The organism is Nitrincola tibetensis, from assembly GCF_003284585.1.
Taxonomy (GTDB): Bacteria; Pseudomonadota; Gammaproteobacteria; order Pseudomonadales; family Balneatricaceae; genus Nitrincola; species Nitrincola tibetensis.
Genome location: NZ_QKRX01000002.1, coordinates 171,037 through 187,785, shown reverse-complemented (window position 1 = coordinate 187,785; position 16,749 = coordinate 171,037). Strand labels below are relative to the sequence as shown.

16 protein-coding genes are annotated in these 16,749 nt (G+C 46.7%); 2 read left to right on the top strand and 14 right to left on the bottom strand.

Going from position 1 to position 16,749, the window contains the following annotated elements; all coding sequences use genetic code 11:
- Window positions 1-60: 60 nt before the first annotated feature.
- The 4 genes from DN062_RS03025 to DN062_RS03010 all read right to left on the bottom strand — a co-directional run bounded on the left by DN062_RS03025 (window position 61) and on the right by DN062_RS03010 (window position 3,246).
- A complete protein-coding gene (locus DN062_RS03025; RefSeq protein ID WP_112157422.1) occupies window positions 61-993 on the bottom strand; it encodes a metallophosphoesterase family protein in 933 nt (310 codons plus the stop codon).
- A complete protein-coding gene (locus tag DN062_RS03020; protein WP_205126635.1) occupies window positions 977-2,383 on the bottom strand; it encodes a sodium:proline symporter in 1,407 nt (468 codons plus the stop codon). Before DN062_RS03020 ends, DN062_RS03025 begins: the two co-directional genes overlap by 17 nt.
- A gap of 78 nt (window positions 2,384-2,461) precedes the next feature.
- A complete protein-coding gene (locus DN062_RS19165) occupies window positions 2,462-2,674 on the bottom strand; it encodes a zf-HC2 domain-containing protein (RefSeq protein WP_112157420.1) in 213 nt (70 codons plus the stop codon).
- Window positions 2,674-3,246: a sigma-70 family RNA polymerase sigma factor gene (locus DN062_RS03010; RefSeq protein ID WP_112157418.1), complete on the bottom strand. Its 573-nt coding sequence runs from the start codon at window positions 3,244-3,246 to the stop codon at window positions 2,674-2,676. The genes DN062_RS19165 and DN062_RS03010 overlap by 1 nt, the downstream gene beginning before the upstream one ends.
- A 205-nt stretch (window positions 3,247-3,451) precedes the next feature.
- Here DN062_RS03010 and ovoA point away from each other — a divergent pair, with 205 nt between their 5' ends.
- Complete coding sequence (gene ovoA, locus DN062_RS03005) at window positions 3,452-5,569, top strand: 5-histidylcysteine sulfoxide synthase (RefSeq protein WP_112157417.1); 2,118 nt, start codon at window positions 3,452-3,454, stop codon at window positions 5,567-5,569.
- A 152-nt stretch (window positions 5,570-5,721) separates the two neighbouring features.
- Here the strand turns inward: ovoA and yddG are convergent, their stop codons facing one another.
- The 8 genes from yddG to DN062_RS02965 form a co-directional block, all read right to left on the bottom strand.
- Window positions 5,722-6,588: an aromatic amino acid exporter YddG gene (gene yddG / locus DN062_RS03000; RefSeq protein WP_112157415.1), complete on the bottom strand. Its 867-nt coding sequence runs from the start codon at window positions 6,586-6,588 to the stop codon at window positions 5,722-5,724.
- A gap of 65 nt (window positions 6,589-6,653) precedes the next feature.
- Window positions 6,654-7,400: an AraC family transcriptional regulator gene (locus tag DN062_RS02995; protein WP_112157413.1), complete on the bottom strand. Its 747-nt coding sequence runs from the start codon at window positions 7,398-7,400 to the stop codon at window positions 6,654-6,656.
- 62 nt (window positions 7,401-7,462) lie between these two features.
- Complete coding sequence (ppiC, locus tag DN062_RS02990; protein WP_112157411.1) at window positions 7,463-7,744, bottom strand: peptidylprolyl isomerase PpiC; 282 nt, start codon at window positions 7,742-7,744, stop codon at window positions 7,463-7,465.
- Between the two features lie 142 nt (window positions 7,745-7,886).
- Window positions 7,887-8,915: a 4-hydroxy-2-oxovalerate aldolase gene (gene dmpG / locus DN062_RS02985; RefSeq protein ID WP_112157409.1), complete on the bottom strand. Its 1,029-nt coding sequence runs from the start codon at window positions 8,913-8,915 to the stop codon at window positions 7,887-7,889.
- 12 nt (window positions 8,916-8,927) lie between these two features.
- A complete protein-coding gene (locus DN062_RS02980; protein WP_112157408.1) occupies window positions 8,928-9,863 on the bottom strand; it encodes an acetaldehyde dehydrogenase (acetylating) in 936 nt (311 codons plus the stop codon).
- Window positions 9,864-9,905: 42 nt separating this feature from the next.
- The gene (gene mhpD, locus DN062_RS02975; protein WP_112157406.1) at window positions 9,906-10,685 is read right to left on the bottom strand and encodes a 2-keto-4-pentenoate hydratase; all 780 of its coding nucleotides are present in this window, start codon (window positions 10,683-10,685) and stop codon (window positions 9,906-9,908) included.
- Complete coding sequence (locus DN062_RS02970) at window positions 10,682-11,632, bottom strand: 3-carboxyethylcatechol 2,3-dioxygenase (protein WP_112157405.1); 951 nt, start codon at window positions 11,630-11,632, stop codon at window positions 10,682-10,684. Before DN062_RS02970 ends, mhpD begins: the two co-directional genes overlap by 4 nt.
- The gene (locus tag DN062_RS02965; RefSeq protein WP_112157403.1) at window positions 11,633-13,300 is read right to left on the bottom strand and encodes a bifunctional 3-(3-hydroxy-phenyl)propionate/3-hydroxycinnamic acid hydroxylase; all 1,668 of its coding nucleotides are present in this window, start codon (window positions 13,298-13,300) and stop codon (window positions 11,633-11,635) included. It abuts the gene before it with no gap.
- Window positions 13,301-13,648: 348 nt separating this feature from the next.
- Here DN062_RS02965 and DN062_RS02960 point away from each other — a divergent pair, with 348 nt between their 5' ends.
- The gene (locus DN062_RS02960; protein WP_112157402.1) at window positions 13,649-14,452 is read left to right on the top strand and encodes a DNA-binding transcriptional regulator; all 804 of its coding nucleotides are present in this window, start codon (window positions 13,649-13,651) and stop codon (window positions 14,450-14,452) included.
- A gap of 24 nt (window positions 14,453-14,476) precedes the next feature.
- Here DN062_RS02960 and DN062_RS02955 read toward each other — a convergent pair whose 3' ends face one another.
- Both DN062_RS02955 and DN062_RS02950 read right to left on the bottom strand, forming a co-directional pair.
- The gene (locus tag DN062_RS02955; RefSeq protein WP_112157400.1) at window positions 14,477-15,334 is read right to left on the bottom strand and encodes an alpha/beta fold hydrolase; all 858 of its coding nucleotides are present in this window, start codon (window positions 15,332-15,334) and stop codon (window positions 14,477-14,479) included.
- Between the two features lie 98 nt (window positions 15,335-15,432).
- Window positions 15,433-16,725, bottom strand: coding sequence for a TRAP transporter large permease (locus DN062_RS02950; RefSeq protein WP_112157398.1), 1,293 nt, complete (start codon window positions 16,723-16,725; stop codon window positions 15,433-15,435).
- Between the last annotated feature and the right edge of the window lie 24 nt (window positions 16,726-16,749).

The following is a 16,749-nucleotide window of genomic DNA, read 5'->3' as shown; positions in this document are numbered from 1 at the left end:
AGTAATATTCTGTTTTAACTCAGTCGTATCCATCACAGTGTTTCTTACACTCTCTATGACTTAAACGCTGATCAAATCATCTAAGGTTTTTTTACTTCCCTGTTCAATTCTTTCCCAATAGGAGATCCAGGCATCAGAGCCATCAGGCCACAACGAGAGAAACAGGTTTATCCAAGCATCCTGATCGTAGTAGAGTGGTATGGCCTCATACACCAATCCCTGATAGGTCGTCGAATATAGCGGTTTACGATGTCCCGCCGTCTGGGCTATTCGCGTAATGATGCCATAGCAGCCATCATTAAAATTTGGCATTCCGGCTGCACCGTTATTAATCACCACACCTGACTGAAATTGACGACAGACCGCTTGGCAAGTATGAGAAGACGCAAACGCATCAACATTAGCCTCGACTAACCAGCGCTGAATGAGTGCTTGTTGTTCAGGCAGATCGATGCTGCCTGCATCAAAACCCCATCCTGCGAGGGATGTTGCGTCTCCATGCACGACAGCCACGCGTCGTCCGACAACCTCAACAACGGCATAATTAGGCAAATTTCTTAACCAACCTAAAAGATGACTATCGTTTGGTAGAATTGACTGTAATCGTTTATGAATCCGATTCGATCGGTCGACGAGTGCTTGATCAACTGCTTCAGGGTACGCACAGCCGCAGCCAACATTCGCTGACTCAGTCCTAGCCAGTTCTTTTTCGACATTACCCGCTATAGCAGAATACTTGGCCACTCGATTATTGATACTACTGAAGAGTTCAGTTTTGGCATCAAACCAATGGAAATCACCGTTAAAGATCAGCTTGGCATGAGGTTCATCAGACACCATCGCTTCCAAACAATCGAGTGCATAAGGGTTGCCATACAGACCGCCAGCGACATACAGAACCTGTGTTGAGAGACAAGGTTCAGTTGCAGCGATAAGGCTAGGAGAATAACGGTAATCAATCGGACAGCTGCGCCCTTCACGCTCTGCGCTCATTTACACTCCCCTTACGTTTAGGTTCCAGTCCTAAGGCAAAACTGAACAGACCCACGATCAAAATAAAGAAGGTAATCACCAAAAGCTTGCTATAGCTGTGGCTCAAACCCGTGATGTCACCTAAGAGATTGGTGTGGCCAGAGGTTTCCAAAAAATAGAGCACAGAGCCTAATACCGCAAAGATAAAATTAACAGCAAAGCTCCAACGCGCCACGTCTCGTTTTAACCAAATATTAAAGATGATGACGGGTGTTAAAAACAGGGATGCCGTACCACTGACAGCCACAGCAGCAAACAGATCATTGGTTCCAACGTAGACCAAAAACAGCCCCCCCAGCGTAAACAATAGCATTGCCCAACGCCCAGTTGCAGGCGTCGCTTGTCCAATTTTCATTTCGACAACCGCTAAGCGTGAGGCACTGGATAACGTAGAATCCATGGTTGATGCCGCAGAGATAATCAGCGCCATACCAACTAACAGCATGACTGGCGTGCCAAACAATCGCTGCAAGGTACCCATAAGTTCCTCTTCACCCATGCGATGTAAACCGGCGAAAACACCCAATAAACCGAACAGCAGGATAAACAAGGTGGATATCCAAAAGGCATGAATAAAGCTTTTACGGGTGGTTTGGCGATCTGCCAGTAATCCGCGATCCATCATGACAGGATCATGTAGCGGGTAACTGATTACCTGTAAAAGTGCAACAATGAGAAGTATCCAACCAGGATTCGTTAACTCTGGAGAGCTGTTCAAGATCGCTGGCCACTCAAAAGCCTGATGCGTCAAAAGCAACACCATTAAGCCCGCCAAAATTACCAATAAAATCAGCATCTGCTGAACATCGGTTTTCAAAGACGCACTCAGCCCGCCGCGCATTGAGTAAACAAGCGTTAATCCAGCAACCAACAAGATCGAAACCTGCCAAGCTCCAGACCCCACCGCACCAAACACTATACCGACCACAAGTAAATTGGCAAAAACTTCCGATAGCAAGCGTAACGACACTAGTAGGTTGTAACAGTAGGATCCTAAGCGACCAAACTGCCTCGCAAAAAAGTCTTGAATACTCGTTTCACCATGATGAAACCTAAGGCGATCGATAATTAACCAACCCGTGAGAAAAGAGCCATAATAAACAGCATAGGCCAAAGTACCAGCAATCCCGAATAGGTAACCGAGAATGGCCGCGTTCAATAAAGAACGTGCAAAAATCCATGTCGTCACTTGTGACAAGGTAAGCGTCCAAAGACTCGGCACACTTCCCTGTTCTTTACCGCTAAAAAAGCCTTCTGCCGTTTTGACTGCTGGCGCAGTTATCAAGGTGAAAGCAGCGACCACTAGTAATGCAGCCACCATTACATAAATCTGCATAGACGAAACTAACATCGATATATCCTCTTATCCTATTTGAAGGATATGTCGTTTAAGTCATCAGATTTCTTACAGTTTTTACACCTTATTTTTCTATGCATTTGAATCAGGCTCAATGAGACCCTCTTCAATTCTTTTTTGATGCCAACCCTGCCCTGCTTGATGAATGAGTTCAAGCTGTTTATCACAACGGTGACAGCTTTTACACATCATCAAATGAAACGTAAGACTCATCTTCTTGCCTAAAGGTAAAGGACGGTCTAAACGAGCAGACATAAGATGTGTGGCTTTATGACAGGTCAACATTATGTGCCTTCTCCGACTAACCAACCCTTTTCAAGGCATTGGCGAAGCTTCATTCGGGCTCGGTACAGAATCACCGAGCAGTTGTTTTCAGTAATACCGAGAATGGAGCAAATTTCTTCAATATCCACTTCCATCAACTCTCGTAACGAGAAAACCCGGGCAGGCACATCGGGCAAATGAATCATGCAGGCATCGAAGACACGCCAAAAGTGACTGCTGGCAAGAACCGCTTCTGGATCACCCCAGTCTTGTGGTCGATGCTCATCTTGCCAGCGCTCATTTTCACGAAACTGTTTATCCAGCTCATCTTGCCATGAGGTATCCGTATCAACCAACCAGCGTGAACGCAACTTTTGGGCACGAAACAAATCCAGTATTTTGTACTTAAGAATACCGAACACCCAAGTTTCATATTGACTGAGCCCCTTAAACTCGTCCTGTTTAGTTGTCGCAACCAACAATGTTTCTTGCACCACATCTTCCGCCTCATCATGACAACGCAATTGTAAACGCGCAAACGCTAATAATCGTGGCCTCAGGGCCGTTAGACGCTTTTCATAATCAGGTATCATTAAGACTTTCCAATCGGTTTTTATGTCAAAATACACTTTCACATTAGATTAAACAATTACGGGCTAAAATCTATTAAGAAAAAGGACACAGGTGATGTTGATTTGTCAACAAAGGAGGTCTGTGAATCAAGCACAGTATTGATGAAACCATCTTACCCTTAACAACGTAATGGAAACATAAACTCTCAATCAAGGGACTTCTCGCATGCTGACCAGACCTCATAAAACACCCGTCATCGACGTTGGTGACCCAATTCTTAAGCGACAAGAGATCAAAACCTACTTTAATGATACCTTTGAGCTATATGAATCCTTGTTTTCAGTGCTAGCATCCGACAACACCTTTTATCTACGTCCCGAACCCTTGCGCCATCCTTTGATTTTTTACTTTGGCCACACCGCTACGTTTTTCGTAAACAAGCTTCGCGTAAGCCAAATCATCAGCAATCGCTTGAACCCAAAGCTAGAGTCCATGCTAGCCATCGGTGTCGATGAAATGTCTTGGGATGATCTTAATGATGCCCATTATGATTGGCCTAGTGTTGAAGAAGTGAAACTCTATCGCGATCAAGTTAAAGCACTCGTCAACCAACTTATTGATGAACTACCTTTAACATTGCCGATTCAGTGGGAAGACCCCTTCTGGATTATTTTAATGGGCATCGAACACGAACGTATTCATCTTGAAACCTCATCTGTGTTGATTCGACAACTTCCCCTTGATCAGGTCAAACCTTCTAACCACTGGCCCATTTGTACGGAACAGGCCCGCACGCCCCCCAGCAACAATCTCCTTTCCGTTAGCCAAGGCCTTGTGATTCAAGGCCGCCATAAAAACCAATCGAACACCTACGGCTGGGATAACGAATTTGGCCATTTAGAGACAGAGGTTCAAGCCTTTCAGGCCAGCCAGTACTTGGTCAGCAATGCCGAATACTTACAGTTTGTTCGTGACGGAGGGTATGAGGTTCAAGAATGGTGGACAGATGAAGGCTGGCAGTGGGTGAGCTATAAAAGGCCTAAACACCCCATTTTCTGGGTGCCTCAAAGCGATGGCAGCTTTAAATATCGGGCTATGCTAGAGGAAATTGAAATGCCATGGAGCTGGCCAGTTGATGTTAATCATTTAGAAGCCAAAGCCTTTTGCCAATGGCTGTCCACCAAGCAAGGAAAACCCCTTCGGCTGCCCACCGAAGCAGAATGGTATCGACTCTATGACCTTAATCTTCAACAGGATCATGTCGAGTGGGAAAAGGCACCCGGCAATGTCAATTTAGAAGCGTTTGCATCTTCATGCCCGGTGAATCAATTTCAACAGGGCAATTTTTACGATATTGTCGGCAATGTATGGCAATGGACCGAGACGCCCATTGATGCGTTTAATGGTTTTGAAGTCCATTCAAGCTATGATGATTTTTCAGTCCCGACCTTTGATGGTAAACATAACCTGATCAAAGGAGGCAGCTGGATTTCAACCGGAAATGAATCGATCCGTGACAGTCGCTATGCGTTTCGACGTCACTTTTTTCAACACGCTGGCTTTCGATATGTGGAGTCTGCCCTAATGCCGAATAACCATATGAACACCTACGAGACAGACGCGCTTATTTCAATGTATCTAGAATTTCACTACGGTGCAGAATATTTTGGTGTTCCAAACTATCCCAAAGCCTGTGTTGAGCATGTACAGCAACTCACTCAACGCAATCACTTTAAACATGTTTTGGATATTGGCTGCGCAACCGGTCGCAGCAGTTTCGAGCTGGCCAATATCTCAGACAAAGTCGATGCCTTAGACTTTTCAGCACGATTTATCCGCAATGCTCAGTTGCTCGCAGAGAAGGGTCAGATTCGCTATCAGATACCCACTGAGGGAGAATTAACTGAACTCAAAGACATCCATCTTGCGCACTTGGGACTTGAGCAACAGGCTTACAAAGTGACCTTTTCCCAAGGAGATGCCTGCAATCTGAAAGCCATGTATACCGGCTACGATCTGGTATTTGCTGGAAATTTGATTGATCGACTGTACGAGCCTGCGAAGTTTTTAAACGACATAAAACCCCGCATCCTTGCAGGTGGTTATCTTGTACTCACCTCGCCCTACACTTGGCTAGCCGAATTTACGGATAAAAACCAATGGTTAGGCGGCTTTAAAGACGCTGGCGAGAACCTCACAACGCTCGAAGGTCTGAAACAGCATTTAGCGCCAGAGTTTGAATTGATTGGCACTCAAGATATTCCGTTTGTGATTCGTGAAACAACGCGTAAGCACCAGCATACGGTTGCCGAAATGTCGGTCTGGAAAAAAGTGACGCGATAACTTGCACTTTCCTATTATGCGCTATACTTAAAGCAGAGATATGTACGATCTCAGACCGCAAGCACCCATTCTAGGAATGTGGTCGCACAGGTCAAAGGCCAGTCACCAAAAGGCACATTTGCTGAGGTCGCTGGCCTTTTTTACATCTTGACCTATGCCCATTTTCTTCCCGCGATGAAGGATCCACCCACAATGGCGAGACTCGCATACAGGATTGCCGAGCTTGGTTCCGCCTCTCCGGCCATCAGCAGCAAGACAACCGAAATTAAGGGTGCGCTATACGCCAACGTGCCGAGAAGCTGGATATTGCCATGCTTAACGCCGTAATCCCATGTAAAGAAGGCAATCCCAACAGGGCCAAGCCCTAAACCGACCACTCCAACCCACTGTACAAGCGTTTGCGGCCAGACTGTCTCTTCCCATATTAGATGGCAAATCAATGCCAATACTGAGGTCACCGCACAAAACCAACCCACTGCATCCGTGGGAACAGACTTCACCAGACGGCTTAACACAGAGTAACTAGACCAAATCAACGCACACAACAATGCCAATAGATATCCCTGCACATACTGCGACTGAAAGCCACTTGCATTCTGCCCCACCAAAATCCAACATCCTAATAAAGCCAATATAGCCCCTAGCAGATGAGTTTTTCGTATCTTTTCACCGGGCAACAAAGCGCTGAACAAGACAATCAGCAATGGCCAAAGATAGGCCAATAAGCTTACTTCAACGGCGGGTGCTAATGTCATGGCTTTGAAGTAGACAAAATGGTAGCCAAATAAACCCGCCACCCCTAATCCCCAAGCTGCCAATGGCTGACGGATAAACACGACACCCGACTGTTTACGCCAGCGCCATCGCGCAAGCATCAATAAAAATGCAATACCAAAAGTCATGGACATTAACTGAAACTCAGGAATCACGCCGCCCGTCATACGGGTGAGCAATGCCAAGGTCCCCCAGAGAAGAATTGAAACAGATCCTATTAAGGTTGCTGTATGCAAGGAAGCCATCTTGATCCTACTGTCGATTGAAAAACATGACTGTAACCAAAAGACCTAGACGACGCTTTCGTGATTCAGCGTATCTCTTTGCTCAATCGGCGGAAATGACGGGGTGACCGACCCATGCATTGTCGGAAACGATCGCTAAACGCAGCCAAATTTGAATAGCCCACGGATTCGGAGATACGTTGTACACTTAAATCCGTTGACTCCAGCAAGTCCCGAGCACGCTGCATTCGTTGTTCAATGAGGTAGTGCTGCGGAGAGCATCCTTCAGATTGAGTAAACACATGGCTCAGTTGACGAACACTCAAATGGGCAACCCCCGCCAGCTGAGGCAGGGTTATAGCTTGATCCAAGTTTTGCGCGATATAGGCTTTGACAGCGGCCACGCGTTGATCAACCTGTACTTGAACACCCGCCTTTTCCTGCAGCAACTGTATCAACAGGCCTAGCATTTGCTTTTGTAGATCTGGTGTACCTTGTTGAGCCTGAGCCTGAACTTGAGCAGACAAGAAACGCACATAGCGCGTCAGTGCTTCATCCAAATCGATAAACGCTGGAAATGACTCCAAACGCGGAGCCAAAGATGATGGTACATCGGCCACCAGAAACATATTTCGATCTGATGCAAAAAATCCGTGAGAGGCCCCTGCCGCAATAATCGCCGCCTTTGAAGCCATCACATCGCCCTCGGCTTGCTCGATACTTAAAGACAAACACCCTTCAACGGGCAACACCAATTGATGATAATCGTGCTGATGGCTCGCCACTTCATTTGAATAGGTTCGTAGGTCGAAGGACGAAAACTCGATGCTCACACCAATAACGCCTCAGACACGCAATCAACCAATCTGCAGCAAATAGAGTACAGACGCATTTCCTACTTGTTCCGGTACAGAATTTTGATTAGATGAAAACCAAACTGAGTTTTTACAGGCCCATGCACTTTGTACAGAGGCTTGGTAAACACCACTTGATCGAAGGCTTTCACCATCTGACCTTTGCGAAACTCACCTAAATCGCCACCGCGTTTTCCAGATGGGCAGATAGAGTGTTTCTTGGCCAATAAGGCAAAATCGGCACCTTTTGCCAGTTTTTCCTTTAATTTCTCTGCCTCTTCTTCCGTTTTGACTAAAATATGGACCGCACTTGCTGTTGCCATGATTGCACCTATATAATTTTTGATCATTCTATAGGCTGAGACTTTTTAATCAAAGCGTTGAAATTCTGGTTTGCTGTTTACTGACGTGATGTCGAAGCGACTGAGCGTCGCTTCGTTTAAACCTAGCGGTTATTTCAACTCATTAAGCGGATTGGGCCTTGAGAAGATCCAATGCAACATCCACGATCATATCTTCTTGACCACCCACCATACGCCGCTTACCCAGTTCAACCAGAATATCAACGGTTTTAAGACCATACTTCTCAGCCACGATCTCAGAGTGACGTAAAAAACTGGAATAAACACCGGCATAGCCCAATGCCAAGGTTTCACGATCCACACGTACTGGGCGATCTTGAAGAGGACGTACAATGTCATCTGCTGCATCCATCAACGTGTACAGATCAGTCCCATGATCCCATCCTTGACGCTCTGCAGCCGCAATAAACACCTCAAGTGGTGCATTTCCGGCTCCTGCTCCCATGCCGGCAAGGCTTGCATCTATTCGATCACAGCCTTCTTCGACCGCCACCATTGAGTTCGCCACGCCCAATGAAAGATTGTGGTGCGCGTGAATCCCCGTCAAGGTACTCGCGTTCAGCACATCTTTTAACGCACGAAAACGCTCTCGAATATCGCCCATTGCCATCGCACCACCCGAATCCACCACATAAATACAGGTGGCGCCGTAGCTTTCCATCAGTTTGGCTTGTTCGGCTAAGCCTTGCGGGGTCGTCATATGGCTCATCATTAAAAAGCCAACGGTATCCATACCCAGTTTACGTGCGTGCTCTATATGCTGGCGCGAAACATCGGCCTCCGTGCAGTGCGTCGCTACACGGACAATACGAGCACCCGCTGCGTAGGCAGCCTCCAAATCATGAACCGTCCCTATGCCTGGTAATAACAGCGTGGCGATCTGAGCATGCTCAACCACTTCAGACACAGCTTCAATCCACTCTAGGTCGGTATGAGCGCCAAAGCCATAGTTAAAACTAGAACCTTGAAGCCCATCACCATGCGCCACCTCAATACTGTCGACACGGGCTTTGTCCAACGCACGCGCAATTGTTTGTACCTGTTGAATCGTATATTGATGACGCACGGCATGACTGCCGTCACGTAAGGTAACGTCGGAGATGTAGAGTTTTTTTCCTGGGTTAAAGCTCATAGTCAAATCTCCTTAAACCGTCAATGATGATTGAGCCATGCGCTCTGCCGTCGATAGAGCGGCTGAGGTCATGATGTCGAGATTACCCGCATAAGCTGGCAAATAGTGTGCGGCGCCTTCAACCTCTAAAAAGACCGATGTTTTTAAACCACTAAAGCGGCCTAAACCCGGAATATTGACCGGATGCTCGGGAGGAATACGATCGAACTGTACACGCTGCTTTAACCGATAACCTGGCACATAGCTCTGGACAGCCTTTTCCATGTCTAACACGGAGGCTTCAACCTCAGCCAAATCCGCCGCCTCAGACAAGACCATTACGGTGTCTCGCATCATTAGAGGCGGCTCTGCGGGATTCAGAATGATGATGGCTTTCCCTTTCTCAGCACCACCGACGACTTCAATCGCTTTTGAAGTGGTTTCAGTGAACTCATCAATGTTCGCGCGCGTACCAGGGCCGGCTGACTTACTTGAAATAGAAGCGATGATTTCGGCGTAATGAACCTTTGCAACGCGAGATACAGCCGCCACCATTGGAATCGTGGCTTGCCCGCCACAGGTCACCATATTGACATTGGTATCCTCTAAGTGACGATCCAGGTTCACTACCGGGATGCAATAGGGGCCAATTGCAGCAGGTGTCAGATCGATAATACGCAGGTTTGGCTTCAAGCCTCTTAAAAACACTTCATTTTTCAAGTGCGCACCGGCTGAGGTTGCATCGAAGATAAAATCAATTTCTGAAAAAACAGGTAAGCGAGCGAGTCCCTCAACCCCCTCATGTGTGGTTGCCACGCCCATGCGCGACGCACGTGCCAAGCCATCTGAGTTAGGGTCAATCCCAACCATGGCTCCCATCTCAATATACTTACCATTGCGCAGAATTTTTATCATCAAATCAGTGCCAATATTGCCTGAACCTATAATGGCCGCTTTAAATTTTTTCATGGAGATATCCTAGTAAAGGGTTATGGCAGAACATATAAAGGCTTAAGAAAAGCGCACAGACACAGAGCCTAGGCCCTCGATATCCGCCGCAAATCGATCATTGGGCTCTACCTTCACCATCGGGCCTAATGCACCGGTTAAAATAATGTCGCCTGCACGCAAGGGTGTGCCCAAACGACTGAGCGTTTGAGCCAACCAGACGGCGGCATTCAACGGATGCCCTAAGCATTCAGACCCTTTACCGCTGGACACCAACTCACCATTACGCGTCATATTCATTTTGGCATTCAGTAAGTCCAATCCATCTAAACGACGTGCGGGACCACCCAGCACAAAACAACCACTTGATGCATTGTCAGCAACGGTATCAACAAACTGAATGTTCCAGGCATCAATCCGGCTTCCTACGATTTCCAAGGCTGGCAGCACCCAACCGATGGCTCGAATCAAATCCGCTAGAGTGGTATCAGATTCGGGTAAATCCTGATCAAGAATCAGCGCAATCTCGGCTTCAATCTTAGGTTGCATTACGCGATCAAAGGGGATAATTGCGTTATCGGCATAACTCATGTCAGCAAATAAAGTTCCAAAATCTGGTTGATTCACACCTAACTGCTGTTGCACCAATGGATTGGTCAAGCCGACTTTACGCCCCACAACACGACGCCCTTGAAGACACCCATGCTCGACATTAATTTGTTGTATGCGATAGGCCGACTCAGCATCGACATCGCCTAATTGATCACGTAAAGGGGAAATAGGCTGCCCACTCAGTTCGGCATTGCGCAGATCTAATGCGAGTTTTTCCAACAAGGTATTCATAGCGTTTTTTCCGTGTATGCGGTTAACGAACCAAAACCGGCTATCCATTCTGGAATGGGACGGTAGTAGCGATTCGTTGTATTGAAATTTCCCATCACCGATAGAGCGGCAAAGGCGCTGACCCAGGCTTTTACCTCATGGGTTGATTTTCCTGCCAGCGCCGATAGTTCGTCATTCTTCATGGCATCTAGGTCGGCCATTCGCCCTTCCGATAACAGCGTCATAAACGACTGATCCCACTCAGGATGCAAGGGGTGAAGTGTGCTTTGGTCCTCCACAAATCGACGTGCCGCTGTGATGACCCGCTGAGTGCGTGCCTCACGTTCATCGTCTGGCAAGTGACGACCGGACCCTTTCATACGATCAACCATATGCGCATTTGCTGTCGCCAATTCTGGTACGGGAGGTTGATGCGACAAGCCACCCGAGCCTAAGATCAGGACTTTTTTATCCAGTGTTTTAAGATAGCGACCCACCGCTTCACCCAACAATCGGGCACGTTGAAAGCTTGGCAAGGGAACTGCAACCGAATTGATAAAAATGGGAATCACAGGTTTACAATCCAACCCTCCGACCAGCTCATCAAGTGGCTGAGCAAAACCATGGTCTAACTGCATGCGGTAGGAAACCGCCACATCAACGCCTGAATCAAGAACCGATGCAGCTAAGCTTTCAGCCAAGGCTTGAGGTACATTTAGATCGCCAGCTAAGGTGCCAAAATCACCAATCGCGTAAGCGTCTGTTCCAATACAGAAAGACGGCATCAGATCGTAAAAAAAGCCGTTGTAATGATCCGGCGCAAAGAGCACAACGAGATCTGGATCGAAGGCCTTTACTGCCTTTCTCGCATTTGAAATAACTCCATTCACTTCATCCAAGATTTCAGGTAACGGGTCAACAAACCCCACCAGCGGCGAGTGGGACATGCAGTGCAGCATTGTCTTCATTCACGCCACCTTCCCTATAGGTTCAACGCTGGCGCGATGCGACACAGCCTTAGCCGCGAGGGCTTGGGATAGGCGTGAGCAGGTGTGCTCGAGGGTCAGCGGAAGAGTGAGTCCTGCGACAAATCGATCTGGGCGAACAATCACCACTGAAGCGGGGTATTGACCAAACCAGTCTTTTAGTCGGCCTTGTTCATCCCCAACTCGAATAACGTCATCAGACAAGGTCGTGGGTGCTAACATCTGTACAGATGGTACAACCTGAATAAACGCTGTCCCTAAATGCTTCCAAAATTCGATCTGTTGTTGGCTTAATCCCCAAGTAGGATCGGTTCCCCAAGCAATGATGGCAAATTTAGCGCCAATGACATCATCTAATAAGCAAACATCACCCGACTCAGTACGAATCTTGGGCTGAATAAATAAACGGCCCACGGGATTATGGGTAAGCTTCATATCAGGCTTCACCAATACACCCTTGTCATACTGGGGCATGGGCTTAAAGCGCATTTCCAAGAAGTAACGTTTAATAGGCGGTAAATAATTCAATAACCAAGCCACACCATCACGGAGTTTCCCCATCCAAGGCTTTGGTGGTGCTAACACATGCCCTGCCATCACAGACAGATCAATCATCGCCCGCGCGTGATCACGACGCTCCTGCTGATAGGTGTCCAACAATGCCTCACCCGCCAATCCCTTAACCACCATTCCAACTTTCCAGGCAAGATTGCTGGCATCGCGCATTCCACTGTTATACCCCTGCCCCTGCCACACTGGCATAATATGCGCCGCATCACCTGCCAACAAAATCTTGCCACGGCGAAACTCAGCGGCAAGTCGTGCATTATGCGTATAGACACGCTGACGAATCAGTTCAACTTTTTCGGGGTTCGGCAACACCTTGGCCAGTAATTTACGCATATTGTCAGGCTGAGATAGGCTTTCTTCGGTTTCACCTGGCATCACCATAAACTCAAAACGACGAACACCCTGTGGTAAAGCAGCCGACACGTAAGGACGCACGGGATCACAACACATATAGATGTTCGGTGTGCCCAGAGGATCATTCTTAATATCCACCACTATCCACTGATTGGGGGCTGTTTTACCGTCAAACGCGATATTAAGTGTCCTCCGAACCATGCTATTGCCACCATCGGCTGCAATCAAATAGCGGCAACGAACACGCTCTTCCGTACCCTCCGCGGTGCGCATATAGAGATTGACCCCTTCAGCATCCTGATCAAACTGATACATATCCCGTGAGAATAATGTGTTAACCTGCTCAAAGCGCTTCAATCCCTCCAACAAAACCTTATCAATCTGTGGTTGAATAAATGCATTACGCCGAGACCAACCAAACTCATCGGTCTTGGGTTCTATGGATGCAAAGCAATGCCCTTTGGGGGTTAAAAATCGCATCCAGTGGTAGGGAGTCGTATGCGGCAAAACCTTATCGATCAAGCCAACAGACTGCAAGGTGCGCAGCGCCTCATCGTCTATGCCAATTGCACGCGGATAATCAATTAGCGCATCCAACTTTTCGATGACCAATACACGTATTCCGACTTGGCCTAAATAATTTGCAATCGTCAGACCCACAGGTCCTGCACCCAACACGACCACATCTGCCGAATAATCAAGGGAAGTTGATACTGTCTGTGACATAACTGTACTCATTGTGTTGTACCGTTTGTTTTATTATGGTTTAGCAACGTCGCTCTATTCCTATTCAAACGATATGAATATTGAATAGAACAAAAAACTGCATTCAAGACAAAATAATATGAAGAACAGAGCTTCTTCATGATTTTTATTGAGCCATCAATTTACATCGATCTTTATATAACCTATCGATTGATCTTTATTTAAATAAAGAGGAACTCAATATTATGTTATATTTTTTAGCTTGCTCATTTATTCATCGATTATAAAAAGCTATGCTTAATTGCATCAACCAAAAAGGCCTTTCTTGTGCACTGAGTGCACACTCTTTACCGACAAAAGGACATACCCATGAGCCATGAACCCGTCTCTAAAGAAACTGAATACAAAACCGTTCGTGGCCTCACACGAGGATTGCTCCTATTGAACACGCTTAATCGGCTTGATGGTGGAGCAAGCATCTCAGAGCTCGCCAAACTAACCGGCATACACCGCACCACCGTTCGACGCTTACTGGAAACACTACAAGATGAAGGCTATGTGCGCCGAAGCCTGTCAGATGATGGTTATCAACTGACAATACAAGTGCGTGAATTGAGTGAGGGGTTTCGTGATGAACAATGGATATCCGCCATTGCAGCGCCATTGCTCGCGGATCTCTTGCCACAGGTCATTTGGCCAACCGATCTTTGCACCCTGGACGGTGATGCAATGGTTGTGCGTGAGACCACACATCGTTTTAGCCGTTTATCCTTTCATCGCTCGATGGTTGGGCGTCGTTTGCCCATTTTGTATACGGCTGCAGGTCGTACCTATCTTGCATTCTGCCCAGAAGCTGAACGCCAAGCCTTGCTGGATCTATTAGGCAGCCGTCAAGACGCTCAAGGCCTGTTAGCACGTGACGAGGAATATATTGCTCAGTTAATCTATCGAACTCGCCAACGTGGGTACGGCAGCAATTACTCTGAATGGGAAGCTGAGCAAAAAATAGCGGCTATCGCCTTGCCCATTTTTAAAAACCAAACGGTTATTGGCGTCTTAAATCTCGTCTACATTGCAAAAGCCATGTTACCCGAAGAAGCGGCCCGTAAATATTTAGCCAAAATGCGGGCCACCGTCGATAAAATAGAGCTCAGCCTTGATGATGAACACTAAGATAATATGTTTGTATCTGTCTTTTTAGTTTTCTAAAAAATTCAGAACCAAGAAATTAAAGCGTTCGGCATGCTCCCATTGCGCCCAGTGTCCACACTGATTAAACAAGTGCAATTCTGAGTTTGGAATATGCGCAAGCAATTTCAACCCGGTATCCATTGGCACAAACCGATCATTCCGCCCCCACAAAATCAACGTTTTCTGTGTGATTTTAGTCAACTCCGCTCCAAAGTCAGGAAACTGCTTAGGGTTCAACTCCAGGCTCTTAACAAAGTTCTCTAAATGCACCTTATTCGACAGCATGTTGTTTAAACGAAGCTGAAACAAATCCTCAGTCAAGTCGGATGTATCGTAAACAAAGATATCCATCATGGCTTTTAGATTGTCGATCGTAGGTTCACGATACAACTGCTGAAGCCTTTTGATTCCTTCGGTTGGCATAGGCGCATAAGGACTCGCACCCCCTGTGCCTCCGCCCATTAAAATTAATTTTTCAACTCGCTCAGGATACATCAGTGTAAAAGCGGTTGCTGAATGCGCCCCCATAGAGTTTCCAATTAAACTGACCTTGTCTAGGTGTAAAGCATCGACAAGTCCTTTCAAGGCTCTTGCATTCAAATGTGAGCGCGATCCTTCACAAATAACCGGATCACTTTTACCCCACCCCGGGCTGTCCATCAACACCACTCGGTATCCTGCAGCAACGAGTGGCGCTATATTTTTACTAAAATTAGCCCAACTGGTCGCACCGGGACCTGAACCGTGCAGAGTCACAACAACCTTATCGCCTTGCCCAACCTCGTTATAGTGAATGCGCAGTGACAGATCGCCTTCCACAATATCTACAAAATGACTGCTGCTGGCTTCATCAAATGATTGCATTGTATTATTACCCTTAATCTGAGACTTAAACTAAAAAGTGTCCGTTTTATCTGGTATGTAAGAATGCAGGGCAATAGGATCCCCCTGCTATACTCACTTCACATAAATAAGAACACAGCACCCGGCACAAAAATCATAAACGCGACAATTAACAAATCGGCGATCAGAAAAATAGAAACGCCTTTAAAAATATCCACTAAGCTTGCGTACTGGGAAGCCACACCTTTAATCACGAAAATATTCATTCCGACAGGTGGTGTTACCATGCCTATTTCAAGCAATTTAACCAAGAACACGCCAAACCAAATAAGGCTAATATCCATGCTCTGTAAAATAGGTAAGAAAATGGGAAGCGTCACTAACATTGCCCCAAAGGGTTCCATAAAAAGCCCGAGAAACAAATAGATGATGACCATCATTAACATTAGTTGTAAATAACTGGGTTCCCACCCCGTTAAAACGCTTAAAATATACCCCGAAAGACCACTCATGCTCAGAAAGACCGTAAACATGCTGGCCCCGACACCAATGATTAACAACGAAGACGTGGTCGTCAGCGTATCAATCATTGAGTGTTTTAAAACAGACCAATCCAATTTACCAATTATGAGCGCAATAACCAAAGCACCTAAGGCTCCAACAGCCCCCGCCTCAGTTGCCGTAAAGACACCCGAAAACATTCCTCCAAAGATAAGGATGCCTAATGCCACCACTGGCCATACTTCTTTAAGTGCTTGCGCAACCGTATAACCCTCCCCTCCTTGGCATTTGCGTGGAACAATGTCAGGACGCAACCAACTCACCATTAAAATGGTGATGCAATAGCCTAAGGCCGTTAATAGACCGATGGTGATACCGCCTAAAAATACCTCCGTAATCGAGACCTGCGCAAATACTCCATAGATGATCATGAGAATGCTCGGAGGGATTAACGCGCCGATGGTTCCGCCAGCCGCAATTGTGCCACAGGCAAAACTGGGCTTGTAACCACTTTTCACCATTTCAGGGATGGCAATACGCCCCATAGAAGCGGCACACGCAACACTTGACCCCGAAACGGCTGCAAACCCAGAGCTTGCAAAAATACTTGAAATCGCTAGACCACCAGGCAACCAACGAAAAACCACTTTAGCGGCATTAAACAGCCCCGCAGTCAAACCTGAGTGGTAGGCGACAAACCCCATTAACAAAAACATGGGAATGGCACTTAATGTCCAACGTGCTAGGAAATCATAAGGACGAGACGCTAACATCTGAATAGCTGTATCCCAACCTAGCATGGATGTCAGCCCAACTAAGGATACAGTGATCAATGAAATAGCAACGGGAACCCGCAATCCCAGTAATATGAGCAAAGCGACAAGCCCATATACTCCTGTTTCTATACTCATGTACCAACCTCTACAAAACAAAAA

Bases quoted from the DNA above. Each gene is read 5' to 3' on its own strand.
- DN062_RS03025 (WP_112157422.1), bottom strand. From the start codon at position 993: ATGAGCGCAGAGCGTGAAGGGCGCAGCTGTCCGATTGATTACCGTTAT.
- DN062_RS03020 (WP_205126635.1), bottom strand. From the start codon at position 2,383: ATGTTAGTTTCGTCTATGCAGATTTATGTAATGGTGGCTGCATTACTA.
- DN062_RS19165 (WP_112157420.1), bottom strand. From the start codon at position 2,674: ATGTTGACCTGTCATAAAGCCACACATCTTATGTCTGCTCGTTTAGAC.
- DN062_RS03010 (WP_112157418.1), bottom strand. From the start codon at position 3,246: ATGATACCTGATTATGAAAAGCGTCTAACGGCCCTGAGGCCACGATTA.
- ovoA (WP_112157417.1), top strand. From the start codon at position 3,452: ATGCTGACCAGACCTCATAAAACACCCGTCATCGACGTTGGTGACCCA.
- yddG (WP_112157415.1), bottom strand. From the start codon at position 6,588: ATGGCTTCCTTGCATACAGCAACCTTAATAGGATCTGTTTCAATTCTT.
- ppiC (WP_112157411.1), bottom strand. From the start codon at position 7,744: ATGGCAACAGCAAGTGCGGTCCATATTTTAGTCAAAACGGAAGAAGAG.
- dmpG (WP_112157409.1), bottom strand. From the start codon at position 8,915: ATGAGCTTTAACCCAGGAAAAAAACTCTACATCTCCGACGTTACCTTA.
- DN062_RS02980 (WP_112157408.1), bottom strand. From the start codon at position 9,863: ATGAAAAAATTTAAAGCGGCCATTATAGGTTCAGGCAATATTGGCACT.
- mhpD (WP_112157406.1), bottom strand. From the start codon at position 10,685: ATGAATACCTTGTTGGAAAAACTCGCATTAGATCTGCGCAATGCCGAA.
- DN062_RS02970 (WP_112157405.1), bottom strand. From the start codon at position 11,632: ATGAAGACAATGCTGCACTGCATGTCCCACTCGCCGCTGGTGGGGTTT.
- DN062_RS02965 (WP_112157403.1), bottom strand. From the start codon at position 13,300: ATGTCACAGACAGTATCAACTTCCCTTGATTATTCGGCAGATGTGGTC.
- DN062_RS02960 (WP_112157402.1), top strand. From the start codon at position 13,649: ATGAGCCATGAACCCGTCTCTAAAGAAACTGAATACAAAACCGTTCGT.
- DN062_RS02955 (WP_112157400.1), bottom strand. From the start codon at position 15,334: ATGCAATCATTTGATGAAGCCAGCAGCAGTCATTTTGTAGATATTGTG.
- DN062_RS02950 (WP_112157398.1), bottom strand. From the start codon at position 16,725: ATGAGTATAGAAACAGGAGTATATGGGCTTGTCGCTTTGCTCATATTA.